The organism is Kribbella turkmenica (genome assembly GCF_004348725.1).
Lineage (GTDB): Bacteria > Actinomycetota > Actinomycetes > Propionibacteriales > Kribbellaceae > Kribbella > Kribbella turkmenica.
Window position 1 is genome coordinate 20,397 of the sequence record NZ_SMKR01000020.1, and the last position, 24,219, is coordinate 44,615.

A 24,219-nucleotide genomic window follows, 5' to 3' on the forward strand; every position below is an offset into this window, starting at 1 on the left:
AAGGACAACAGATGAAGCGACTATCCACCCTGCTCTCGGCGGCGGCCCTGGTGACCGTCTCACTCGTCACCACCACGCCACCGGCCACTGCGACCGGTGCTCAACCGGCCGACGTCATCAGCCCCACGCCGTACATGGGCTGGAACACGTACTACGGTCTCGGCGGCGACTTCACCGAGGACACGATCAAGTCGGTCGCGGACTCGCTGGTGAGCCGCGGACTGGCGAAGGCCGGCTACGACATCGTCTGGCTGGACGGAGGCTGGCAGGCCGACGTACCCCGGAGCGAGGCCGGTGACCTGCAGCCGAACCCGGCCAAGTTCCCGAACGGGCTGAAGCCGCTCGTCGACTACATCCACAGCAAGGGCCTGAAGGCCGGCATCTACACCGACGCCGGTCCGTACATCCCCGGCAGGTGCGGTCTCGGCAGCGGCGGCTACTACCAGCGCGACGCCGACCAGTTCGCCGCCTGGGGGTTCGACGCGGTGAAGGTCGACTACCTCTGCGGGATCGCGGCGGACCTGGACCCGAAGACGGTGTTCACCGAGTTCGCCCAGGCGCTGCGGAACAACGCGAGCAAGCGGCCGATGATCTTCAACCTCTGCAACCCGGTCACCTCGCCGGACTGGGGCGACTACCCCGAGTCCCAGCAGTCGATCAACTCGTGGTCGTACGCCTCGGCGATCGCGCAGTCGTGGCGTACGTACACCGACGTCGGCTTCCTCGGCGACATCAAGTTCAAGGACGTACTGCGGAACTACGACGCGAACGCGCGGCACCCCGAGGTCGTAAGGCCGGGCGCGTTCAGCGACCCTGACTACCTCGGTCCCGAGCTCGGGATGTCGGACGAGGAGTTCCGGAGCCAGTTCAGCCTGTGGGCCGTGGCCGCCGCGCCGCTCGTCATCGGCAGCGACGTTCGCAAGCTGACCGCGACGTCGATCGCCACCCTGACCGATCCCGACGTGATCGCGATCAACCAGGACCGGGCCGCGGTTCAGGCGGTCCGGGTCGGTGCGGCCGGTACGACGGAGACGTGGGTGAAGCGGCTCGCTGACGGCGGGCGCGCCGTCGTGCTGTTGAACCGGGGTGACAGCGCGCGGACGCTCACGACGACGGCCGGTGCGATCGGGCTGTCGGGTGCGCGGTTCACCGTGAAGAACGCCTGGACCAATGCCGTGACCGAGAGCGCGGGGACGATCAGTGCGGCGGTGCCGGCGCACGGTACTGCGCTGTTCCGGGTGCAGCCGGCTCGCGGCGTACCGGGTGCTCCGCACGTGACTGCTGGGATCCCGCAGGTGACGAAGGTCGGGACCGATGCCCAGCCGGAGGGCGTGGCGCCGGTGGTTGCCGGTGGCGATGAACTGACCGTTCAGGTTGCTGTCCGCAACGATGGGCTGCTGCCGGTGTTCAAGCCGGCGGTGGAGGTTGCTGGTGGCACCGGGTGGACGGTGCAGTCGTTGACCAAGGCGCCTTCTGTGCTTCCTGGTGGTCAGCAGGCGACGGTGAGCTTCACGGTGAAACTGCCTGCGGGTGCTGCTCCCGGATCCGACAGCCTGACCGCGACGACGTCGTACAAGACCATCGGGTACGGCGTCCAGCAGCAGACGACCGTGTCGCCGGTGATCGTCGCACCCGAGCCGCCGAAGGGCACGGTGGCGCTGTCGCACCACGAATGGATCAGCGCGACCAGTGGATGGATGTCGCCGACGATCGACGAGAGTGTCGGCGGTGGTTCGCCGATCAAGCTGGTCGGGACGACGTACCCGACCGGGATCGGGGTCGCCTCGCCGTCGACCGTCCGCTACTACCTGGGCAAGGCGTGCACCCGGCTGACCGGGACCGTCGGGATCGACGACGCCGTCCGCAATGTCGGCCCGGAAGGCGGCACCGCGACGTTTCAGGTGATCGGTGACGGCAAGGTCCTGTACGACAGCGGTGTGGTCGACCGGGACAACCCGAAGGCGATCGACGTCGACCTGACCGGCGTACGCGTGCTCGACCTGTCCGTCGGCGACGCCGGCGACGGCGGCTACAACGACCGCGCCGACTGGGCAGCGCCCACCGCTACTTGCTGAGGATTTCCTCCTGCACGCGCTCAGCCGAAGCCAGGTGAGATCGCCGGTCCGCTCCCGTCCGAGCGGCCCGGCGATCGGGGCGCTGAACACCCGGTCGAGCCGTTGAACAGGTTATTCGCTGTTCACAGTCCCGTGTTGGTGTGCAAGGCCACTGCTAGGACCAGGTGATGACCGTTGCCGTAACCAGGTTTTGGTTGCGCGGGCCCACGCGGGCGAATGCCGGCCCGAGGCGGTCCGCGTCGTCAGGCAGTCGGTGGGCCGGCGGGTCCGCGTCTCCGGGCTGCACCAGGCCCTCAGTCGGGCGGGTGGTGGCCGGAGGCTTCGCGGGACCACCGGCCACCACGTTCGCATTCGATCAGATCTGGGCGCCGGTGGCAGGTGTGGTCTCAGATCCGGGCCGTCAGATTCTTTCCGGATTCGATCAATCGCCGTTCGGTAGTGACTTCGTGTTCATCGTGAGGCAGTCTCATCCTGTCGGAAAGTGCTTGCTTAGACACCTGAGGAGACAATTGTGCGCAGAGCCTGCCGCCCACGTGCAACCGCCACCATCCTCGCCGCGGTCCTGACCGCCGGCCTGACCCCGGCCGCGCTGTCCTCGGCCGCCGCGGCCGTTACCACATCGGTACCGGACTCCGCCGCCGGCGGCGTCGCGGTCCAGCTGGTTTCGATCACCGATTTCCACGGCTACCTGCGACCACCGTCCCCCGCGGACGGCGGCACCATCGCCGGTCCCGACGGCAAACCTCAGGTCGTCGGCGGAGCGGCGTACCTGGCCACGCACCTGAAAACCATCCGGGCCGGCCACCGGAACTCGATCTTCTTCGCCGACGGGGACAGCTTCGCCGGCTGGCCGTTCGAGGTCGACGCGCACGCCGACGAGCCGACCGTCGAGGTGCTGAACGCGCTGGGTGTCGAGTTCTCCAGCGTCGGCAACCACGAGCTCGACAGGTCGAAGAGCTTCCTCGTCGACCACATGGCGAAGGGCAAGTGCTTCGGCACCATCGGGGTCGACAGCTGCTTCACCGACTCGACCGGTCGCCGCTTCCACGGTGCCGACTTCGAGTTCCAGTCCGCCAACATCGTCGACGCCAAGGGCCGCACGATCGTGGCCCCGTACACGATCCGCTGGGTCCAGGACCACGGCCGCGCGTACCCGATCGGGTTCATCGGCCTGACCGTGCCCGACACCCCCGTCGGCTCGACGTCGTTCCAGCCGGAGTTGCGGGCGCTCGACCCGGTGGCGTCGGCCAACGCGGCCGCGGCGGAGCTGACCAGGCGGGGCGTGAAGGCGATCGTGCTCAACGTGCACGACGGCGGGACCGACGCGTCGGCGACGTACGACAACTGCGTCAACCCGAGCGGTCCGGCGATCGAACTCGCGCGTACCGTGACCTCGCAGATCGACGCGATCGTCACCGGTCACTGGCATGCGGCGTTCAACTGCAGCATCCCGGACCCGGCCGGCAACCCGCGCCCGGTCGTCGAGGCGGCCAACCACGGGCGCCTGATCAACGAGATCAACGTCCAGCTCGACCGAAGCACCGGCGAGGTGCTGCGGGACAAGACAACGTCGACCAACCACGCGGTCACCCGCGACGTCACGCCGGACCCGGAGATCCAGCGGATCGTCGACTACTGGACGACCGCGGGGGAGCGGAAGTACGCCGAACCGGTCGCGACCATCACCGGTGACTTCACCCGGACGGCGAACGCATCCGGCGAGAGCACGTTCGGCGACCTGGCCGCCGACGTACACCTGTGGACCGCCAGGCAGACCGGGCCGGCCGACCTCGGCCTGATCGCGACGAAGCCCGCGATCGGATCCACCGCCCTCCGCGGCGACCTGCTGGTTGCCACGAGCAACAAGCCCGGCGACGCGGCCGGCCGGGTGATGCTTGGGGAGTCGTGGGACGCGTACGGATACGGCAACCCGGTGCTGACGGTGAGCCTGACCGGTGCGCAACTGGACGCCGTACTCGAGCAGCAGTGGAAGACGCAGGCCGACGGCACGGTGAAGTTCGCCCCGCTCGCCGTCTCCGCCAACGTCACCTACGCCTTCGACGCCAGTCGCCCCGTAGGCGACCGGGTCGCCCCGGCCGACGTGAAGATCGACGGCGCCGCCCTCGACCCCACCAAGACCTACCGGGTCGCCGCGCTCGCCTACACGGTCATCGGCGCCGACGGCTACCCGGCTTTCAAGGCCTACACCGACCCCGTCCGCAACAACACCGACCACGAAACCTTCGCCGGCTACCTCAGGGCCCACAAGACATTGACCCCGGCACCACTCACCCGGGTGCATCAGAAGGGCTAGCGATCGGACCGCCAGGCCATCACAAGTTGAGCTCGGACTGTCGCCGCCGCGGGGGGGAGGGCGGAGGTGCGGATGTGATGGCCTGGCGGTTCGGGTTACTGGGATCGATGTTGTTCGGCGAGGGACTTCAGGTAGAGGGCGCTGGCCTTCGGGGTCCGGGTTTGGGACTCGTAGTCGACTCGGACGATGCCGAAGCGTTTGGCGTAGCCGTAGGCCCATTCGAAGTTGTCGAGCAGGGACCAGGCGAGGTAGCCGCGGATGTCGGCGCCCTGCTGGATCGCGGCGGCGACGGCGGCCAGATGGGTGGTGAAGTAGGTGACCCGGTCGGTGTCGTCGACGAAGCCGGTGGGGTCGGGGTGATCGTCGAAGGCGGAGCCGTTCTCGGTGATCACCATCGGCAGCCCCGGGTAGTCGCGGGCGATGCTCACCAGCAGATCGGTGAACCCCTCCGGGACGATCTCCCAGTCCATCGCGGTGCGCGGCTTGTCGAGTGGCAAGGTCCGGCTGATCGGCAGACCGTCGTCGCCGACGATACGGCCGTCCTCGGCGTACCCGGTGAACTTCTGGCTGAAGTAGTAGTTCACCCCGAGTACGTCGATCGGCGCGGAGATCAGCTCGAGGTCGCCCTCCTCGACCGGCAGTACGACTCCCTCCGCGGCCAGGTCGGCGACGACGTCGGCCGGGTACTGACCGTGGACGAGCGGGTCGAGGTAGATCCGCCGGCCCATCCCGTCCGCTCGCCGGGCCGCGTCGACGTCCGGCTCCGCGTCCGAGGCCGGGTACGCCGTCGCCACGTTCAGCGTGATCCCGATGTCGATCTTCCGGGGTGCCGCCTCGCGCATCTGCAGCGTGGCCAGTCCGTGCCCGAGCAGCAGGTGATGGACGGCGGCCAGCGCCGCCGGGTACTCACGCCGGCCGGGCGCGTGGGCGCCGTACGCGTAGCCGAGCATGGCCGAGCACCACGGTTCGTTCAGCGTGGTCCAGGTGTCGACGCGGTCGCTCAACGCGTCGAAGACGAGCATCGCGAAGTCGGCGAACCGGTACGCCGTGTCGCGTACCGGCCAGCCGCCCGCGTCCTCGAGCTCCTGCGGCAGGTCCCAGTGGTACAGCGTCACCCACGGGTCGATGCCCTGGGCAAGCAGCTCGTCGACCAGCCGGTCGTAGAACGCGATCCCGGCCAGGTTGGCCGGACCCTTCCCGCGCGGCTGGACCCGCGGCCACGCCACCGAGAACCGGTAGGTGTCGAACCCGAGCTCCTTGATCAGGGCGATGTCGGCGGGCATCCGATTGTAGTGGTCGCAGGCGACGTCGCCGGTGTCGCCGTTGTCGATCGCACCGGGCACCCGGCAGTAGGTGTCCCAGATCGAGGGCGTCCGCCCGTCGACGGCGACGGCGCCCTCGATCTGGTACGCCGACGTCGCGACACCCCACCGGAATCCGGCCGGCAGACCCGCGATCAGCTCGGCGTCCCCCGAGACAGAAGTAGTGCTCATATGTAGAGACTCCTGACAGAGATGTAGTTGAGATCAGCCGACCGGAACGCGGCCGGGCAGCCAGCAGGCGACCGACCGGTCCGGATCGTTGCGCGCCGACGGCACGCCGAGAACCGGGATCTCCGCCGAGCAGCGGTCGAACGCGTGCGGGCACCGCGGGTGGAACGAGCAGCCCGACGGCATCCCGCGCAGATCCGGCGGCGAACCGGGGATCCCGGCCAGCTCCCGCCGCGGCCCGCGCAACGCCGGGAACGACTTCAGCAGGCCTTCGGAATAGGGGTGCAGCGAGTCCTTGTACAGGTCGGCCGAGCGCGCTTCCTCCACGATCCGGCCGCCGTACATGATCGCGATCCGGTCGGAGAACTCGACCAGCAGCGACAGGTCGTGGGTGATGAACAGCACCGAGAACCCGAGCCGCTCACGCAGTTCGACCAGCTGGGCGAGGATCTGCCGCTGCATGACCACGTCGAGCGCGGTCGTCGGCTCGTCCATGATGACGATCTGCGGCTCGAGCACGAGCGCCATTCCGATCATGACCCGCTGGCGCATGCCGCCGGACAGCTGGTGCGGGTAGGCGTCCATCCGGTCCGCGGAGATGCCGACGAGCTTGAGCATCTCCTGCGCCCGCGCGGTCCGGGCCTGCGGGGTGAGCCCCGGCTCGTGCGCCCTGATCACGTCGAGCATCTGGGTCGAGACCTTGTGGACCGGGTTCAGCGAGTTCATCGCGCCCTGGAACACGATCGACGTCTCGGCCCACCGGAACGCGCGCAACTCGGCGTCGTTCAGCGCCATCACGTCGTACGAGTCGCCGTTCGGCGGGTGGTAGACGACCGAGCCGCCGCTGATCACGCCCGGCGGCGGGAGCAGCCGGGTGACGCCGTACGCGAGGGTCGACTTGCCGCTACCGCTCTCGCCGGCCAGTCCGAGGACCTCACCGCGGTGGAGCGTCAGCGTGACGTCGCGGACGGCCTGCACCCCCTGGTCGCCGAGACCGTAGTCGACGCAGAAGTCCTTGATCTCCAGCACCGGTTCCTTCATGCCGCGTCCTCCTTCGTGCGCCGTACGACGGGGGTCGCGGGCTGTTCCTTGGACCCGAGCACCGGCGTGAACCCGACCCGCATCCGGACGGTGTGACCGTCCTTCGTCCTCATTCGGGTGTGACCGCTGCTGCGCAACCGCGGACTGACGAACTCGTCGATCCCGAAGTTGATCAGCGACAGCGCCGTACCGAGGATCGCGATCGCCAGACCGGCCGGGACGAACCACCACCAGGCACCCTGGGCCAGGGCCTGCTGACTCTGCGCCCAGAACAGGATCGTGCCCCAGTTCCACTCCGAGATGGTCGAGATACCGATGAACGCCAGCGTGATCTCGGACATGACCGCGAAGATCACCGTGCCGACGAAGCCGGAGGCGATGATCGCGGTCAGGTTCGGCATGATCTCGGCGGTGATGATCCGCCAGGTGGTCTCACCGGTCGCCCGCGCGGCCTCGACGTAGTCGCGGCGGCGCAACGACAGGGTCTGGGCTCGCAACACCCGGGCACCCCAGGCCCACGACGTCAAACCGATGACCAGGGCAACCATCAGGTCGCCGGCGCTCGGGATGGTGGAGGCCACGATGATGATCAGCGGCAACGCCGGGATCACCAGGAACACGTTCGACAACGCCGACAGGCTCTCGTCCGCGGCGCCGCCGAGGAAGCCGGCGCTGACGCCGATCAGAACCGACAGCGCGGTCGCCACGATGCCGGCGAGCAGGCCGACGAACATCACGCCGCGGGTGCCGACGAGTACCTGGCTGAAGATGTCCTGGCCGAGGTGCGTCGTACCGAACCAGTGCTTGCCGGACGGCGGCTGGATCAGGTCGCTGCTGCGCGCGGACGGGTCGTACGGCGCGATCCACGGCCCGATGACCGCGATCACGCAGAAGAAGGCGAGCACGATCAGGCCGGTGGCCGCCTTCGGGTTGGCGACGAACCGCAACCGGCGACGTTTCGCCGGGGCCGCCGCGACCTCGGGACCTTCGGGGGTGACGGCGGTGATGGTGCTGGCTGGTGCGGACACCTGGTCAGCCCTCCTTCCGGGTGCGCGGGTCGAGCAGCAGGTAGGCGATGTCGGCCATCAGGTTGGCGACCAGGACGGACAGCGTGATGACCAGGAAGATGCCCTGCATCAGCGGGTAGTCCTTGGCGCCGACCGCCTGGAAGAGGTTGTAGCCGATGCCCGGGTAGGAGAAGACGATCTCGACCAGCAGCGTGCCGCCGACGATGAAGCCGAGGGACAGCGCGAAGCCGGAGACGTTCGGCAGCAGCGCGTTCCGGGCGGCGTAGCTGACCATCACCCGGCGTTCGGGCAGTCCCTTGGCGTGGGCGACGGTGATGTAGTCCTCCGAGGCGACCGTGACCATCATGTTCCGCATGCTCAGGATCCACCCGCTGACCGACGAGATCAGGATCGTGACGGCCGGCAGCAGGCTGTGCTGGATCGCGCTGCCGATGAACTCGCCGTTCCACGACGGCACCAGGCCAGGCTCGTAGCCGCCGGACGACGGGAAGATGCTGCCTGGTCCCGCCAGCAGCGTGATCGCCAGCAGACCGAGCCAGAAGTACGGGATCGACGACAAGAAGGTTGTCACCGGCAACAGGCCGTCCAGCCACGAGCCGCGGCGCCAGCCGGCGAGCACGCCGAGCGACGTACCGATCATGAAGCTGGCGAACGTGGTGATGCCGACCAGCGCGATCGTCCACGGCAGGCTCTGGCCAAGGATGTCCGCGACCGGCGTGGGAAAGAAGGTGAACGACAGTCCGAGGTCGCCGCGGAACACCTGGCCCCAGTAGTCGACGTACTGACCCCACAGGCTGGCGTCCTTGTCCAGACCGAACAGCACGTAGAGCGAGTTGATCGCCTCGGTGCTCATCTGTCCCTGGAACTTGTTGATCAGCGAGGTGACCGGGTCGCCGGGGATCATCCGCGGGATGAAGAAGTTGATGGTCAGCGCCGCCCACGCGGTGAACAGGTAGAAGGCGATCCGCTGCAGCAGGAACTTCACTTCGCGGCTCCTTCCTCGTAGAGCCAGCACGCCGCCCAGTGACCCCGGTTGCTGTCGTCGTTCGCGGGCAGCTCGAAGCGGGGCGGAAGGTCGGTCGAGCACTTCGGCATCGCGTGCACGCAGCGCGGGTGGAACCGGCAGCCGGTCGGCGGCGCGATCAGGCTCGGCGGTTCCCCGGTTCCTCGCTCCTCGGGAGGCTGCAGGTCGCCGACGCGGTCCAGCCGGTCCGGGTCCGGCGCGCTCTCGATCAGCAGCCGGGTGTACGGGTGGGCCGGGTTCTGGGTGACCGTCTCGGAGTCGCCGCCCTCGACCATCCGGCCGGCGTACATCACCAGCGTCTCGTCGGCGAAGTACCGGGCCGACGCGATGTCGTGGGTGATGTAGAGGATCGCGAGGTTGAGCCGTTCCTTCAGGTCCCGCAAGAGGTTCAGTACGCCGAGCCGGATCGAGACGTCGAGCATCGACACCGGCTCGTCGGCCAGCAGGGCCTCGGGATCGGCGCCGAGGGCGCGGGCGATCGACACCCGCTGGCGCTGACCGCCGGAGAGCTCGTGCGGGAACTTGTCCAGGTAGCGCTCCGGCGGCGTGAGCTGGACCCGGAGCAGCAGGTCGCGCAGGTTCGCCTCGAGCTCGGCCGCGGTGTCGCCGGACCGGCCGTGGATCTTCAGCGCGCGGGTCAGGTGGTAGCGCACGGTGTGCGTCGGGTTCAGCGACGCGAACGGGTCCTGGAAGATCATCTGGACCCGGCGGCAGTACGCCCGGAACTTGCGGCCGCCCTTGACGGTGACGGAGTCGCCGTGCAGCCGGATGTCTCCCGACGTCCGCCCGTACAGCTGGGCGAGCAGCCGGGCAACGGTCGACTTGCCCGAGCCGGACTCGCCGACGAGGGCGGTGACGCGGCCCCGGCGCAGCGTGAGCCGGATGTCGTCCACGGCGTGCACGACCTTGCGCTCCCGGGTGAGCAGGTCGCGGACTCCCCGTCGTACCGGGAAGTGCTTGGTGAGGCCGTCGGCCTCGAGAACCACCTCGGTGTCGGTCACCGTCATGAAACTCCAATCACGGCACTGGTGGCTTGGCGCCGCGGCGCCGGGGGTCACCCCGGGCGCCGCGGCGCGACGGTCACTGAGCGCCCGCGGGCTTCAGGTTGAGGACGATCTGCAGCGCGTTCTGCTGGGTCGGCTGGGCAGGCGCGTACTGGTTCTGCTCGTCCGGCCAGCCCTCCCAGTTCTTCGTGCTGTAGAGACCGCCGACGTTGGAGGCCGAGGTGGGCACCACCGGCATCTGCTCGACCATGATCCGCTGCAGCGTGTTCAGCGCCGTGGTCCTGGTCGCGTCGTCGGTGGCGTTGGCGTACTGGTCGAGCGCCTTGGTCGCCTCCGGGCTGTTGAACCGGCCGTAGTTGCCGCTCACACCGCCCTTGCCGATCGGCTTCAGGATCTTGCCGTCCATGATGTTCTGGTAGATGTCGTACGGCGTCGCGCCGCCGTTGGTCCAGTGCATGCCGGCGTCGAAGTTGCCCTCGTCGAACGCCTTGAACCAGGCGTCCTGGTTGGCCTTGTCCACGGTCGCCTTGATCCCGATCGTGGACAGGTTGTCCTTGATGATCTCCAGGTCGGTGATGTAGTCGGACCAGCCGGCCGGGTCGGTCAGCGTGATCGTCACCGGCTTGCCGGTCGGGTCCTTCAAGACGTCGCCCTCGAGCGTGAAGCCGGCGTCGGCCAGCTCCTTCTTCGCGCCCTCGACGTCGACCGAGTGCAACTTGTCCTTGAACTCCGGCGCGATGAACGACTCGCCCGCCGGGGTCGGGATGCCGGTGATCGACTCGACCTTCGGGTAGAAGTAGCCAGCCTCACCCTGCATGAAGATGTCGTCGCGGTTGATCACCTTGTCCATCGCCCGCCGCAGCGCCGGGTTGTCGAACGGCTTGCGGGTGGTGTTGATCCACAGGCCGTGGATGCCGAGGTTCGCCGGGAACCACAGCTTGTGGTGCTCCGGGTCCTTGTCCTGGTAGACGGCCTTCACGTTCGGGACGAAGACGAAGCTCCACTCCGACGCGCCGTTGGCCAGCGCGGTGGTCTGCGCGTTGTTGTCGTTGTACGACGTGTAGCGCAGTTCCTTCACCTTCGGCAGGTCCTGCCAGTACGAGTCGCGGACGGTCAGCGTGGTCGTCTGCGGGGTGAACGACTTCACCGTGTACGGGCCGGTGCCGATCGGGTTCTTCAGCGTGTCCTGGCTCGGGTCCTTCAGCGTCGACCACTGGTGCTTCGGGACGACGAACACGGTCAGGATCTTGTTCTGGTTGACGAACTGCGACCGGGTGAAGGTCAGGTCGACCTTGTTGCCGGAGGCGGTGATGGTGCCGTACGGGATGGCGTCCTGGTTCAGGCCCTCGTTGTCCTTGCGCAGCTGGAACGAGTAGGCGACGTCCTCGGCCGTCATCGGCTTGCCGTCGGAGAACTTCACGCCGTCGCGGATGGTCAGCGAGAGCTTGGTGAAGTTGTCGGCCCACTTCCACTCGGTCGCCAGCCACGGCTTGCCGGCCTCGGTCGGCTTGATCCCGTTGATCATCACCAGCGGCTCGAAGATCATCCACCGGTACCCCAGCGAGGCACCCGAGGAGGAGCCGAGGAACGGGTTGTGGTTCTCGGTCTGCGGGCCGTTCGGCATGCCGATGTTGAGCACCGTGGCGGCGCTGCCGGACCCGGTGTTCGTGGTGTTCCCGTCCCCGCTGCTACAGGCAGCCAGGGTGGCTGCCGCGAGCAGGCCCGAAAGGGCCAGCGCGACTGTGCGTCGTGCTCGCATCGGTTCCTCCTGTGAATCTGTTGGCGGATGCTCACGCCTGAGCCGCGCGAGCGAGTGCATCGTGGCGTGAGAACGCTCTCATGGGAAGAGCTGACGCCTTAATGGATCGATATCGGGGGGTTCACCGGCGGCGGGACAGGGGCAGCTGCCCCGCCGCCGGAGACTTCAGTGGGACCGGTGTTTCGGGGCGGGTCTGGTCCGTGCGGTGGGTTTCGGGGCGGTTGAGCTGCGGACGATCAGCGTCGTCGGCAGCACTTGCGGGTCCTCGGGCAGCGGGGTGCCGCCGAAGTACCCCATCAGCATCCGGGCCGCCGCCTGACCCATCTGGCGCATCGGCTGGTGCACCGTGGTCAGCGGGGGCTCGGTGTGCTCGGCGTACGGGATGTCGTCGAACCCGACCACCGAGACGTCGTTCGGCACGTTCCGCCCGGTCTCCCGGACGGCCTGGATGGCGCCGCCGGCGGACAGGTCGTTGTGGGCGAAGATCGCGTCGAACGCGAGCCGCTGCTCGAGCGCGTACTGCACTCCTCGGCGGCCGCTCTCATGGGTGAAGTCGCCTTCGAACACGAGCTCCGGGTCGAGCTCGATACCGGCCTCGGCGTAGGTGTCGCGGAAGCCGTCCAGGCGTTCGTGGGTACAGCCGAACCGCTCGACGCCGGTGATCACCAGCGGCCGGTAGCGGCCGAGCTCCAGCAGGTGCCGGGCGGCGGACTCACCGCCGGCCCGGTTGGTGGTGGCGACGGACGGGAACTGCGGGCGCTTGGCGCGGTCGTCGATCAGGACGACCGGCAGACCCCGGGCGTGCAGTTGCTCGATGTAGGTCAGGGTGCCCTCGGGCTCGATCACCAGCAGGCCGTCGAACGACTGGGCCGAGACCTGGGAGGCGAACTGGTGCATCGACTCCTCGCCCCGGTTGAAGGTGAACAGCAGCAGGCCGTACCCCTGGCTCTCGACCACGTCGACGGCGCCCTGCAGCACCTCGCCCATCCAGGGCCAGGTCAGCGACGGGACCAGCATGCCGACGATCCGGGTGCGGCCGCGGGCCAGGCCGACCGCGCGGGCGCTCGGCACGTAGCCGAGCTCGGCGATCACCTGACGGACCCGCTCGGCGGTGCGCAGGTCGAGCTCACCCTTGCCGTTGAGGACGCGCGAGACCGTCGTCTTGCTGACGCCGGCGCGCGCCGCGACATCGGCGATCGTGATCGACACTGCACAGCTCCCCTCGGGCGGGTGTGGCCCCGACTGCTCGCCGGAACCGGTTTCGGAAGCGGTTCCGTAGAGTGAAGCCGAGCCGGCGGGGCTCGTCAATCACGGGACGGTAACGAAACAGGTCTTAGTTCACGACCTGGAGGAAGAGCCGCCTTCCGGCCTGCCGCAGAGCGTGATGAACTCTGCGTGAGCGGCCTGCCTGAGGCCGGAACCAGGTAGGGGTTGAGGCATGGACGTTCGGCGGACCACTGTGCGCGACATGCGGCGGTCCAACCGGTCGGCGCTGCTGACCACCATCTACCGGGAGGGCCTGCTCAGCCGCCACGAGCTCGGGCACCGGACCTCGCTGAGCGCCGCGAGCGTCAGCAACCTGGTCAGCGAGCTGATCGCCGAGGGCGTCGTCGAGGAGGCCGGGTCGGTCGACTCCGAGGGCGGCCGGCCGCGGATCCTGCTGCGGGTCTCCCCGGCGTTCCGGTACGTCGCCGGGGCGGAGGTCGGCGAGACCCGGGTCCGGGTCGAGCTGTTCGACCTCGCGATGAACGTGCTAGCGCGGGCCGACCACCAGATCGACACCACCTCGCCGACGGTGGTGGTGAAACACGTGCTGGAAGGGCTTGCGGCGGTGATCGCGTCGTCCGGCGTACGGTCCGAGCTGATCCTCGGCCTCGGCGTCGCGGTCGCCGGCGTGGTCGAGGGGAACGAGGTCGTCGACGCCCAGACGCTCGGGTGGGACGCCGTACCACTGCGGCGAATGCTTGCCGAGGGCACCGAGGTGCCGATCCAGGTGGACAACGGCGCGAACATGCTCGGCCAGGCGGAGATGTGGTTCGGCGCCGGCCGCGGCGCCACCGACGCGGTGGTCGCGCTGATCGGCTCCGGCGTCGGTGCGGCACTGGTCGCCGACGGCTCCAGCTACCGCGGAACCCGCAGCTCCGCCGGCGAATGGGGCCACATGACGATCGCGTACGGCGGCCGCCGGTGCCGGTGTGGCGCGGCCGGTTGCCTGGAGGCGTACGTCGGTGCCGAGGCCGTGCTCGAGCGGTACCGTGAAGCCGGTGGGGTGGTGCCGGCAGCGGACGAGGAGACGGCCTTCGTCGAGTTGCTGGACGCCGTCGGTACGTCGGAGGTCGCGGCAAGAATCGTGGACGACACGGTCGGCTACCTCGCCGCCGGAGTGGCGAATCTGGTGAACCTGGTCAATCCCGAGCGGATCGTCCTCGGCGGATGGGCCGGGCTGCTGCTGGGCGAGCGGTACCTGCCACGGTTGCGGGAGGCTGTCGGCGAGCATGCGCTGCGTCAGCCGTACGCACAGGTGACGATCGAGCTGTGCGAGCTCGGCAGGGACGCGGTCGCACTGGGCGCCGCGACCCTGCCGGTGCTGCGACTGCTCCGCGACGGCGGCGTCGTACCGTCACGAAGCTAGCTCCCCTCTGGTGGGCTGACCCACCAGCGTGTGGGTTTCACACCCGGATTCCGGTGGGCCAACCCGCCTTCTGGTGGGCCAACCCATCAGAACGGGATCAGACGGTCCACTTCTGGTTGGCGGCGCCGGTGCAGGTCCAGAGCTGCAAAGGGGTCCCGTTGGCGGAGTTGTTGCCGGTGACATCGAGGCACTTGTTCGCCTGTGGGTTCACCAGGTCGCGGCCGGAGGTGTAGACCCATTGCTGGGCGGCGGTCCCGTTGCAGGTCCAGAGCTGGACCTTGGCGCCGTCGGCAACCGATCCGGCGTTCACGTCGAGGCACTTGCCCAGGGCCCGGATCGTGCCGTCGCCCGGCCGGGTCCACTGCTGGGCGTTGGTGCCGTTGCAGTCGTAGAGCTGGACCGGCGTACCGTCCGCGGTGGCGGCCGCGGCGACGTCGACACACTTGCCGGCCAGGCCGGTGATCGGCGTACCGCCGGAGCTGCTGCCGATCGTGGAGACGCGGACGTAGTCGATCGTCATCGTCTGCGGCAGCACGGTCGTCCCGTCCGGGTAGCCGGGCCAGTTCCCGCCGACCGCGACGTTCATGATCATGAAGAACGGGTGGTCGAAGACCCAGGTCCGGCCGCCGAGGTCGGCCGGCGTGCGGTGCTGGTACTGGACGCCGTCGACGAACCACTTGATCGAGTTCGGCTCCCAGTCGATCCGGAAGGTGTGGAAGTCGTCGGCGAACGCCCAGCCGTTCGGGTGGTTGTAGGACGCACCGATGCCGCCGGCGCCGGAGTACCCCGGTCCGTGCAGCGTGCCGTGCACGGTCGCCGGCTCGCGGCCGATGTTCTCCATGATGTCGATCTCGCCGTCGTTCGGCCAGTTGCCGCCGCCGAGCATCCAGAACGCCGGCCAGATCCCCTGGGTCCGGGGAATCTTGATCCGCGCCTCGAAGCGCCCGTACGTGTGGGTGAAGGTCTGCGCGGTGAGCAACCGCGCCGACGTGTACTCGCAGGTGCCGTAGTGGCACTGGTGCCCGCCGCTCTCCCGGCGGGCGGTGATCACCAGGTTGCCGTTGCCGTCGAGGGCGGAGTTGCGGGTGCTGTTGGTGTAGTACTGGCGCTCGTTGTTGCCCCAGCCGGAGCCGCCGATGTCGTAGCGCCACCTGGTCTGGTCCGGCGCCTGGCCGGCCGGGCCGTCGAAGTTGTCCTCCCAGATGATCGCCGTCGGTGCGGCGGCCTCCTGGGGATCGGCGTTGGCGGGGGCCTGGAGCAGTGCGGCGCCGACCAGGGCGGCACCGATCGCGACGAGCGCCGTGATGCGGGAACGCTTCATGATGCCTCATTTCTCGCGGGGGCGGTCGGGAGACAGGGCTGGGCCGGATCTTGCTGTGAGAACGCTTTCACGTCAAGGTCGGGACTAAATACAAGACCTGAAAGAAGTCGTGGCACGCCGTTGACACTCTTGTGTACCGATGGTTACCTCGTGCTGACCACCTGTTGCGGCGCGGGCAGACGCCGGAACCCCTGAAACCCTTCCAGCCAAGGGAGAACCGCCCCATGCCCGCGAACGGGACCCTTCGTCGTGCCCGCCCCTGGCGACGACGCCTCCTGCCGGCCGCCGTCGCAGCCGCCTGCGTCGCCGCCGGACTCAGTGTCGGAAATCCGCCACCGGCGCAGGCCGCCGGCGAGCAGGTCAACATCTGGCTGACCACCACCAACGACTCCGCCGGCCGCACCGTGACCCGCGGTCTGCAGCCGCAGGCGCCGGTCACCTTCGGCCCGGCCGGCGGGACCGCGAACCAGACGATCACGGTCGACGAGAACACGACGTACCAGTCGTTCGAAGGGGGTGGCGCGTCGTTCACGGACAGCGCCGCCTGGCTGCTGAACAGCAGCAACACGATCACCGCGGCCACCCGCAACCAGGTGATGAAGGACCTGTTCGACCCGGTCGACGGGATCGGTCTGGCCTTCGTCCGCAACCCGATGGGTGCCTCCGACCTGGCCCGGTTCAACTACTCCTACGACGACACCTGCTGCGACTTGAACGACTTCAGCATCGGCCACGACCTGACCGACGTCGTACCGCTGACCAAGCAGGCCCGGCAGCTGAACCCGGCGCTGAAGGTGAAGGGCGCGCCGTGGAGCTCGCCGGCCTGGATGAAGGACAACAACAAGTTCACCAACCGCGGCTGGCTGAAGTGGGAGTACTACCCGATGTACGCCCAGTACTTCGTCAGGTACGTCCAGCAGAACGAGGCCCAGGGCAACCACATCGACTACGTGTCGGTGCAGAACGAGCCGACCTGCTGCGGCACCGACGACACCGGCTACGCGTCGATGAACTGGAACGGTTCCGGCCTGCTCGAGTTCACCAAGAACCACCTGATCCCCGCGTTCCGGGCGGCCGGGATCACCACCAAGGTGATGATCCTCGACTACAACTGGGGCAACTACAACGACCTCGGTTCGGTGCCGCTGGCCGACGCCGCGCTGCGCAACGACCCGCTGTTCGGCGGGATCGCCTGGCACGGGTACGGCGGTGACGTGAACCTGCAGACCCAGGTGCACAACCAGTACCCGGCCGTGAACCACTACATGACCGAGCACTCCGGCGGGACCTGGATCCCGAACCAGCAGGTCGAGGACATGAACAACCTGATCGACTACACCAGGAACTGGAGCAGGTCCTGGGTGAAGTGGAGCCTCGCCCTCGACCAGAATCACCTGCCGTACGTCGGTGCCGGCTGCAACGTGTGCACGGGTCTGGTGACGGTGCAGCGTGGCGGCAGCCGCGCGGGCCAGGTCGACAAGACGGTCGAGTACTACACGATGGGTCACCTGACGAAGTTCGTGAAGCGGGGCGCGGTCCGGATCGAGTCCACCGCGAACAACTCGGTGAAGAACGTGGCCTGGAAGAACCCGGACGGCTCGAAGGCGCTGATCGCGTTCAACGCCACCGGAAGCTCGCAGTCGGTGCGGGTCAACTGGGGATCGCAGTCGTTCGTCTACACCCTGCCGACCAAGACGTCCGCGACGTTCACCTGGACGGGTTCGCAAAGTGGTGGCGGCACGGGTACGCCGATCACCGGGCTGGCCGGCAAGTGCGTCGACGTCGCCGGCGCCAACAGCGCGGACGGCACCACCGTCCAGCTCTACGACTGCAACGGTACGGCGGCCCAGCAGTGGACCCGGCCCGGTGACGGGACGATCCGCGCGCTCGGCAAGTGTCTCGATGTCAGCGCCGGCTCCGTCGCCGACGGCGCTCGCGTCCAGCTCTACTCGTGCAACGGAAGTGCGGCCCAGCAATGGACCTATACGAGCGGGAGAGATCTCGTGAATCCGCAGGCGAACAAGTGTCTCGATGTCACCGGCAACAACTCCGCGAACGCGACGCCGCTGCAGATCTGGACCTGCACGGGCGCGGCGAACCAGAAGTGGAACGTCTGATGCGCCGGGCAGCGGCGGTGGCCGCGGCCTTCGTGCTGGGCGCGGGGCTGCTCGTCACGGCGACTCCCGCGCGGGCGGCGACCGGGACGATCACCGGGCTGGCCGCGAAGTGCGTCGATGTTGCCGGAGCCAACAGTGCGGACGGCGCCGTCGTACAGCTGTATGACTGCAACGGGACGGCGGCGCAGTCGTGGACCCGGTCGAGCGACGGCACGTTGCGGGCCTTGGGCAAGTGTCTCGACGTCAGCGGTGGCTCCACCGCGAACGGCGCGCGCGTGCAGCTGTGGACGTGCAACGGGACCGCGGCTCAGCAGTGGACGTACACGTCCGGACACGACCTGGTGAACCCGCAGGCGAACAAGTGCCTCGATGTCACCGGCAACAACTCGGCGAACGCGACGCCGCTGCAGCTATGGTCGTGCACCGGTGCCGCGAACCAGAAGTGGAACGCGCCGCCGGCCGACGACGGCCCGCCGCCGACGGGTGGCGCGCCGATGGCGGCGGCGCCGTACCTCTACCAGGGCTGGGGCAGCCCGCCGAATCCCGCGACCGTGATGAACGCGACCGGGGTGAAGTGGTTCACGATGGCGTTCATCCTGTCCAACGGGTACTGCAACCCGATGTGGGACGGGCAGCGTCCGCTCACCGGTGGTGTCGACCAGCAGGCGATCACCGCGATCCGCGCGAACGGCGGCGACGTCGTCGTCTCGGTCGGCGGCTGGTCCGGAAACAAGCTCGGCCAGAGCTGCGGCAGTGCCGGCGAGCTGGCGGCGGCGTACCAGAAGGTGATCAACGCCCTGTCGCTGAAGGCGATCGACGTGGACATCGAGGCCGGCGAGTTCACCAATGCGACGGTGCGGCAGCGGGTCATCGACGCGCTGAAGATCGTCGAGCAGAACAACCCGGGGATCGCGACCTACCTGACCTTCGGTACGTCGACCACCGGGCCGGACAGCGACGGTCAGGACCTGATCCGGCGCGGTGCGGCCTCCGGGCTGAACCTGGACGGCTGGGTGATCATGCCGTTCAACTTCGGCGGCGGCTCGACGAACATGGCCACGCTGACCCGGCAGGCGGCCGACGGGCTGAAGAACCGGGTCCGCGACGCCTACGGGCTGAGCGACGACGCGGCGTACCGCAAGATCGGCATCTCCTCGATGAACGGCGTCACCGACGTCGCCGGTGAGCGTGTCAACCTGTCCGACTTCGAGTCCATGCTGGCGTACGCGTCCCAGCACCACCTGGCCCGCTTCACCTTCTGGTCGGTCAACCGCGACCGCCCCTGTACCGGCGGTCCCGCCGACAGCTGCAGCGGCGTCCCCCAGCAACCCTGGGACTACACCAAGGTCATCGGCCGCTACCGCGGCTGACGAAAGGGGGCGGGCCCCGCCAGCTCGCCCCCACCCGCGACCGCGCCTCTCGTCACCACCTCGCCGGGCGCCGGGCTCACCGCAGTCAGCGCCTTGCCGCCCCCGCGACGCAGCGTCGCGGGGGCTCTCTGTATGAATTGACTCTCCGGTTACCGGAGGGTGGAGGTTAGGGACATGGCGGCTTTGGTGACGGTGGGGGAGTTCTCCCGCCTGACGCATCTGAGCGTGAAGACACTGCACCACTACCACGAGATCGGCCTGCTCGCGCCGGTCTCGGTCGACCCGTCGTCGGGTTACCGGCGGTACGGCACCACGCAGGTCGACACGGCACTGCTGATCCGGCGGCTCCGGGAGCTCCGGATGCCACTGGCGGAGGTCCGTGAGCTCGTGGAGACGCCCGACAGCGCCCGCCGCGAGGAGACCCTGCGGGCTCACCTCGAGCGGATGGAGCAGGAGCTCGCGCACACCCGGGACGTCGTCACGTCGTTGCGCGAGATGCTGACCCCGGGGCAGCCGGCCCTGGACGTCGACTACCGTTTCGTCCCCGCGTTCCGCGCGTACGGCGTCCGCGATCAGGTGGAACGCGAGCAGATCGGGCCGTGGTGCGAGCGGACCTTCGGCCGGCTCGGGGCGATCGGTGCGGAGTACGGGATCCTCGCGACGCCGGGAGCGACGTACAGCGACGACTTCTTCACCGAGGACACCGGCGAGGTGGTCGCGTTCCTCCCGGTCGCGCCCGACCAGGTGCCGGCCGACGGGGTCGAGATCGTCGACCTCCCAGGTGGATTCTTCGCGATCGGAGTACACAGCGGTCCGCTGAACGACTTCGACCGCACCTACGGCGCGCTCGGCAGTCACGTCGCCGAACACTGTCAGGTCGCCCCCGGGCCGATCCGGGAGCTGTACGTCGTCAGTCCGGGCGACGTCGACGACCCGGCCGCCTGGCGAACCGAGATCTGCTGGCCGATCCAGCGCATCCCCGCACCGAAAGGCTGAACATGTCCACCTCCATCGCCCAAGTCACCTTCGACAGCGACAACCCGCGCGCCCTGGCCGAGTTCTGGTCGGGTGTGCTCCAGGAGCCGGTCGACGACTACGGCAACGAGTTCGTCGCCACCGTGGGCCGGTCGGGTGACGGCACCGGGCTGATGTTCATCAAGGTGCCCGAGGGACGCAGCGGCAAGAACCGCATCCATCTGGACCTCGTCACCGCCGAGTGGTCCACAGAGGTCGACCGCCTCGTCGGCCTCGGCGCCAAGCGGCTCGACGAGTACGACGAGTTCGACACGCACTGGATCACGTTCGCCGACCCGGAGGGCAACCTCTTCGACCTCGCCGAACTGCGCTAGCGGCTCGGCGGGTAGTACCGGGTTCCGTCGTACGTCGCCCGGCCGGCGTCGACCAACTCGTCCAGGCAGGCTCGTGCCTGCGTCGCCGGCCACCGGAAGGCGCGGCCGAGCTCGCCGGGCGTGGTCTCCAGCATCGTGTCGAGGAACTGCGCGGCCACTCCTGCGTGGTCGGTCCCGCCGCCGACGTCGAACTGGTCGCAGGTCAGCGCGATCAACGCGGCAGGCCAGCCGGATCCGGCCTCGTGAACGCCGGCTGTGGTGACCAGCAGATGCCGTTGGAGCTCGTTGATCGCGCGTTGGTATCGGCCTCGGTCGCCGATCAGCGCTCGGAGGGTTGCACTCGGCAATGGTTCGCACATGATCTGCTCCCACATTGCTGCGACTACTCGGCTAACCGCGTCCTCGAAGGGAACCAAGCCGCGTTGCTGCGACCGGGCCATGCGGACGATCTTGGGCAGCATCAGCTGCACCACGGCCCGACCGGCACCTCACCGCCAGCCTTGGGCGTGCTCAGCGATCACTACCGCGGCCACCGGGGTCTCGATGGCCGCGCTTGAGGCAGGGGAGAAGAAGTGCACTTGTACGAAGTCGTCTTCGCATTGCTGTGCCTGCTTGCTGCGGCAGGCATCGGCGGGTTCCTTGCTGACCTGGCCGAAGATGTGAACGAGCAGTGACGGCGACCGCACTTGATGGGAGCCGCCTGAACCGGCGTAGAGTCCGAGTCTGGTTCGGCGAGCACGTCATCGCGCAGTACGTCGCTGAAGCTCCGCTTGCCGCCCGTTACGAGCAGGCAATGCGCAGGCGGTTCGCCGGACTGCGAGTCACCAACGATGTGCTTGGCGCGGCCTCCCCTTCACCGGAGGCGAGGAAGACCTGAGATGGCCGATCACACCCGCCCACTGCTGATCGGCTACTTCCGCGAGATCTTCTTCGCCACCGCGCCCGAGAAGGCCGCCATCAGACGCAGGTTCACCGACTTCGCCGCCCGCGAGGGATTCGCGATGGACTCCATCTTGTGCGAGGACTTCGACCAGGCTCGGTCGGAGCTCGACCGGCTGATCGGGCTGGCCGAACTTCACGGCGTCTCCGCAGTCGTGATCTCGACACCCGATGACCTCGATCAGGATCAACGACGCCGACTCGAACGCGAGGCCGGAGTCCACATCCTGCTCGCACCATCCCCTTGATCAGACGGGACCAGGGGCGCCTGCCTCCTCAGGGCGCGCGGCCGCTGTGGGGTTCGTAGACTTGGTGGTGGCCGGTCGGGATGCTGGAGCGCTTTGCGACTCCTTCTGCTCCGGGCCCGTCCTGTTTTCAATTCCCAACCGCCCGTAGAGTTCAGTCGCCGGTGTGGCCACCGTAGGTAGCGATCTTGTACTCGGTCGCGGCAGAACGAGAGGTCAGTTCGCGGAGCTGGCGACGGATGGTGTCGCGATGCTGCAGAAGCATGTCGAGGCGGTGGCCGCTGCTGTCCCGGTCGACGTGGACCAAGCCCGCCCGCTCGCAGTACCGCAGCGTGCGGGGAGATGTCCAGCAGGTCGGCCACCTCGGCGATCGTCATGGGTTCGTCGAAGTCGCCCTAGACGCCGGCGAGCACGAGGCTGATCGGCCCGCGACGGCGGTGGCGGTCATGATGGCGTCTCCGCGTTCACGGTGGTGGTGGTATCTGGTTCGAGCCGATGCTGGCGAGAGCGCGCAACTCAGGGACGGCCTGCAGATTCGCGAGACGGCCGATTGCTCGCCGATAGGGCCACGCGCGTCAGCGGGGCGGGTGTAAACCGGATCGACGCGTCAGGCCCAGTCGGCACGCCGGAGGGCGAGCACGACACTCGGGTCGTCGTGCGGGCCGAGGCCCGCGTTCTCAACAAGGAGGTAAAGCTGTTGGGCGGCGGACGCGATCGGCGTCGCGACGTGCGCCTCGCGGGCGAGCGACGTGACGATCCCTATGTCCTTGACGAAGACGTCCAGCCGCGAGCGGACCTCGGCGACGTCACATTGCGGTGATAAGTGGCGCTGGGCACCGCGGTCGGTTGGAGAGTCGCGACCAGGACCTTACAGGCCGCTTGCGGAGGACTGGCCAGCATCTACTAGACAGTGCCGTATTGCAGATGTAACATCCGCAGTGCGGTACTGCAATCCTCGCTCAAATGACCGTTCACCGCCCCACGGATGAGGAGACGAGATGAGCCTTCGTTATGGCGCCCGGAAGTTCGCCCTCATCGCGTCCGCCCTGGCCTTGGCCGCGACTGCCGCCACGGCGGCGGCGGCAGACACCCCGAGCCCAGCCGCCGCTCCGCTGGCCGTGAGCTTCGCCGTCACCGGCCCCAGGGAGACGGTCTTCGACTACGACGCCCCGGTGGGCGGCTCGTGTGACACGAGTGCGACAGGCGACCTTCCCGACGCCGCGGCCCGGGCGTTCCGCGACTCCGCTGGCGACGTCCACCTGATCGCGACGCACCACCGGCACTGGGCCTCGATCGGTCCGACCCTGAACGACGTCGAGCGCGACTGCGCGCACATGATCTACGAGGCCGGCAACAGCCCCGAGCCGGACACCTACGACAACCGCGGCTGGCTGGAGACGTTCTACACCGATGGCGACACCATCCACGCGCTGGTGGCCATGGACTACCACCCCGACCACTACCCCAACAAGGACTGCGTCGTCGAAGGCCAGTGCTGGTATGGCACCACCGTCCAGGCGACGTCGACCGACGGCGGCTACTCGTTCACCTCGCCGCCGCAGGGGACCCCGCGGTTCGTCGCCGGCCCGCCCTACCAGTTCGACGCCAACCGGTCCGACCGTCTCGGCACGTTCGTGCCGTCGAACATCGTCGAGGGAGACGACGGCTACCTCTACGCCATGCTGTCGTACGACTGGCCGGCGAGGGAAGGCAGCTGCCTGATCCGCACGAACAACATCGCCGACCCAGCGTCCTGGCGGGCCTGGGTCGGCGCCGTCGGCGGCTTCAGCGTCGAATTCGCCAGTCCCTACCCCGTGGCGCCGGGTGACCCCGCGGCGCACGAATGCACCGGGGTCGCCACGGGGATCGGCTCACCGATCCGCAGTCTTATCAAGGTCGAGGGCCATGACCTCTATCTCGCGATCTCCCACGTCGCGATCACCGAGGGCGGGGTTACCAAGACGGTTGTCCGCGCATCGACGTCGTCGGACCTGACCAACTGGTCGACGCCGCAGACCGTCATGGACCTCCCCCGGTATGGTCAGTTCGGGGAGAGCTGCGGCACCCATCCGGGCGTCGAGCGATACCAGTACCCGTCGTTGCTCGACCCCGACAGCACCTCGATCAACTTCAACACAACCGGATCGACGGCGTACATCTACGCGACCAAGATCACCTACTGCGCCGGATTCAACCGCGACCTGGTCCGCTACCCGATCAGCATCGACATCAGCTGAGTCCCCGTGATTGACAGGAAGTCACCACCCGATGACTGGTGACTCCCTGTCGATCACCTGGGTCAGGGCGGGTTGCCGGCTGAGGACATCGACGACGTTCGGCCAGGTGGCGCGTTGAATCGGCCAGGCAGCATCTACTACGGGATATGGGAAGGCGATCCTGACGACGGCTGGATCTATCACGGGGGGAAGCTGGCCGGAGCCGTCGGGGAAGTCTCATGGGGAGCGGCGGGCTACATGTGGCTCCCCAACGGTCCGAGCGCTCCGCCTGTGG

At 68.3% G+C, this 24,219-nt stretch carries 19 protein-coding genes and 1 pseudogene; 9 read left to right on the forward strand and 11 right to left on the reverse strand.

From position 1 onward, the window contains the following. Positions 1 to 11 precede the first annotated feature (11 nt). Together E1218_RS06850 and E1218_RS06855 are read left to right on the forward strand one after the other, a co-directional pair. Entirely contained in the window at positions 12 to 2,075 is a 2,064-nt protein-coding gene (locus E1218_RS06850; protein ID WP_132317412.1) for an NPCBM/NEW2 domain-containing protein, read from the forward strand. 511 nt (positions 2,076 to 2,586) lie between these two features. Continuing rightward, positions 2,587 to 4,389: a bifunctional metallophosphatase/5'-nucleotidase gene (locus E1218_RS06855; protein ID WP_132317414.1), complete on the forward strand. Its 1,803-nt coding sequence runs from the start codon at positions 2,587 to 2,589 to the stop codon at positions 4,387 to 4,389. A gap of 95 nt (positions 4,390 to 4,484) precedes the next feature. On the opposite strand, the gene E1218_RS06860 is transcribed toward E1218_RS06855, so the two are convergent. The 7 genes from E1218_RS06860 to E1218_RS06890 all read right to left on the reverse strand — a co-directional run bounded on the left by E1218_RS06860 (position 4,485) and on the right by E1218_RS06890 (position 12,944). Continuing rightward, on the reverse strand, positions 4,485 to 5,882 hold the full coding sequence (locus tag E1218_RS06860; protein WP_132317416.1) for a GH1 family beta-glucosidase: 1,398 nt from the start codon (positions 5,880 to 5,882) through the stop codon (positions 4,485 to 4,487). A 33-nt stretch (positions 5,883 to 5,915) separates the two neighbouring features. Beyond that, a complete protein-coding gene (locus E1218_RS06865) occupies positions 5,916 to 6,920 on the reverse strand; it encodes an ABC transporter ATP-binding protein (RefSeq protein WP_132317418.1) in 1,005 nt (334 codons plus the stop codon). Continuing rightward, the gene (locus E1218_RS06870; RefSeq protein ID WP_132317420.1) at positions 6,917 to 7,948 is read right to left on the reverse strand and encodes an ABC transporter permease; all 1,032 of its coding nucleotides are present in this window, start codon (positions 7,946 to 7,948) and stop codon (positions 6,917 to 6,919) included. Before E1218_RS06870 ends, E1218_RS06865 begins: the two co-directional genes overlap by 4 nt. Before the next feature lie 4 nt (positions 7,949 to 7,952). Continuing rightward, a complete protein-coding gene (locus tag E1218_RS06875) occupies positions 7,953 to 8,933 on the reverse strand; it encodes an ABC transporter permease (protein ID WP_132317422.1) in 981 nt (326 codons plus the stop codon). Beyond that, the gene (locus tag E1218_RS06880) at positions 8,930 to 9,979 is read right to left on the reverse strand and encodes an ABC transporter ATP-binding protein (RefSeq protein WP_132317424.1); all 1,050 of its coding nucleotides are present in this window, start codon (positions 9,977 to 9,979) and stop codon (positions 8,930 to 8,932) included. The genes E1218_RS06875 and E1218_RS06880 overlap by 4 nt, the downstream gene beginning before the upstream one ends. Before the next feature lie 73 nt (positions 9,980 to 10,052). Beyond that, entirely contained in the window at positions 10,053 to 11,735 is a 1,683-nt protein-coding gene (locus E1218_RS06885) for an ABC transporter substrate-binding protein (protein WP_132317426.1), read from the reverse strand. Between the two features lie 165 nt (positions 11,736 to 11,900). Continuing rightward, entirely contained in the window at positions 11,901 to 12,944 is a 1,044-nt protein-coding gene (locus E1218_RS06890; protein ID WP_132317428.1) for a LacI family DNA-binding transcriptional regulator, read from the reverse strand. Between the two features lie 229 nt (positions 12,945 to 13,173). Here E1218_RS06890 and E1218_RS06895 point away from each other — a divergent pair, with 229 nt between their 5' ends. Beyond that, positions 13,174 to 14,367 carry an ROK family protein gene (locus E1218_RS06895; protein WP_132317430.1) on the forward strand — a complete coding sequence of 398 codons (1,194 nt, stop codon included), beginning with the start codon at positions 13,174 to 13,176 and terminating at the stop codon, positions 14,365 to 14,367. A gap of 97 nt (positions 14,368 to 14,464) precedes the next feature. Here the strand turns inward: E1218_RS06895 and E1218_RS06900 are convergent, their stop codons facing one another. Continuing rightward, positions 14,465 to 15,688, reverse strand: a complete 1,224-nt coding sequence (locus E1218_RS06900) for a glycoside hydrolase family 16 protein (protein ID WP_132317432.1) — start codon at positions 15,686 to 15,688, stop codon at positions 14,465 to 14,467. A gap of 224 nt (positions 15,689 to 15,912) precedes the next feature. Between E1218_RS06900 and E1218_RS06905 the strand changes: the two genes are divergently transcribed. The 4 genes from E1218_RS06905 to E1218_RS06920 all read left to right on the forward strand — a co-directional run bounded on the left by E1218_RS06905 (position 15,913) and on the right by E1218_RS06920 (position 20,524). Further along, on the forward strand, positions 15,913 to 17,805 hold the full coding sequence (locus E1218_RS06905) for a ricin-type beta-trefoil lectin domain protein (RefSeq protein ID WP_132317434.1): 1,893 nt from the start codon (positions 15,913 to 15,915) through the stop codon (positions 17,803 to 17,805). Then, positions 17,805 to 19,175, forward strand: a complete 1,371-nt coding sequence (locus tag E1218_RS37055) for a chitinase (RefSeq protein ID WP_132317436.1) — start codon at positions 17,805 to 17,807, stop codon at positions 19,173 to 19,175. The genes E1218_RS06905 and E1218_RS37055 overlap by 1 nt, the downstream gene beginning before the upstream one ends. Positions 19,176 to 19,349: 174 nt before the next feature. After that, positions 19,350 to 20,171, forward strand: a complete 822-nt coding sequence (locus E1218_RS06915) for a MerR family transcriptional regulator (protein WP_132317438.1) — start codon at positions 19,350 to 19,352, stop codon at positions 20,169 to 20,171. 2 nt (positions 20,172 to 20,173) lie between these two features. Beyond that, complete coding sequence (locus tag E1218_RS06920; RefSeq protein WP_132317440.1) at positions 20,174 to 20,524, forward strand: VOC family protein; 351 nt, start codon at positions 20,174 to 20,176, stop codon at positions 20,522 to 20,524. On the opposite strand, the gene E1218_RS06925 is transcribed toward E1218_RS06920, so the two are convergent. Beyond that, positions 20,521 to 20,997 carry a hypothetical protein gene (locus E1218_RS06925; RefSeq protein WP_132317442.1) on the reverse strand — a complete coding sequence of 159 codons (477 nt, stop codon included), beginning with the start codon at positions 20,995 to 20,997 and terminating at the stop codon, positions 20,521 to 20,523. The two genes, E1218_RS06920 and E1218_RS06925, sit on opposite strands and share 4 nt — an antisense overlap. Positions 20,998 to 21,402: 405 nt before the next feature. On the opposite strand from E1218_RS06925, the gene E1218_RS06935 reads away from it, so the two are divergent. After that, the gene (locus tag E1218_RS06935) at positions 21,403 to 21,711 is read left to right on the forward strand and encodes a hypothetical protein (RefSeq protein ID WP_132317446.1); all 309 of its coding nucleotides are present in this window, start codon (positions 21,403 to 21,405) and stop codon (positions 21,709 to 21,711) included. Between the two features lie 274 nt (positions 21,712 to 21,985). Here E1218_RS06935 and E1218_RS37930 read toward each other — a convergent pair. After that, positions 21,986 to 22,042, reverse strand: a pseudogene (locus E1218_RS37930) (hypothetical protein); the annotation flags it as partial. A 273-nt stretch (positions 22,043 to 22,315) separates the two neighbouring features. Next, positions 22,316 to 22,492 carry an NAD-binding protein gene (locus E1218_RS06945; protein WP_132317478.1) on the reverse strand — a complete coding sequence of 59 codons (177 nt, stop codon included), beginning with the start codon at positions 22,490 to 22,492 and terminating at the stop codon, positions 22,316 to 22,318. Positions 22,493 to 22,706: 214 nt separating this feature from the next. Between E1218_RS06945 and E1218_RS06955 the strand changes: the two genes are divergently transcribed. Continuing rightward, complete coding sequence (locus tag E1218_RS06955; protein ID WP_165949149.1) at positions 22,707 to 23,945, forward strand: hypothetical protein; 1,239 nt, start codon at positions 22,707 to 22,709, stop codon at positions 23,943 to 23,945. Positions 23,946 to 24,219: the final 274 nt, after the last annotated feature.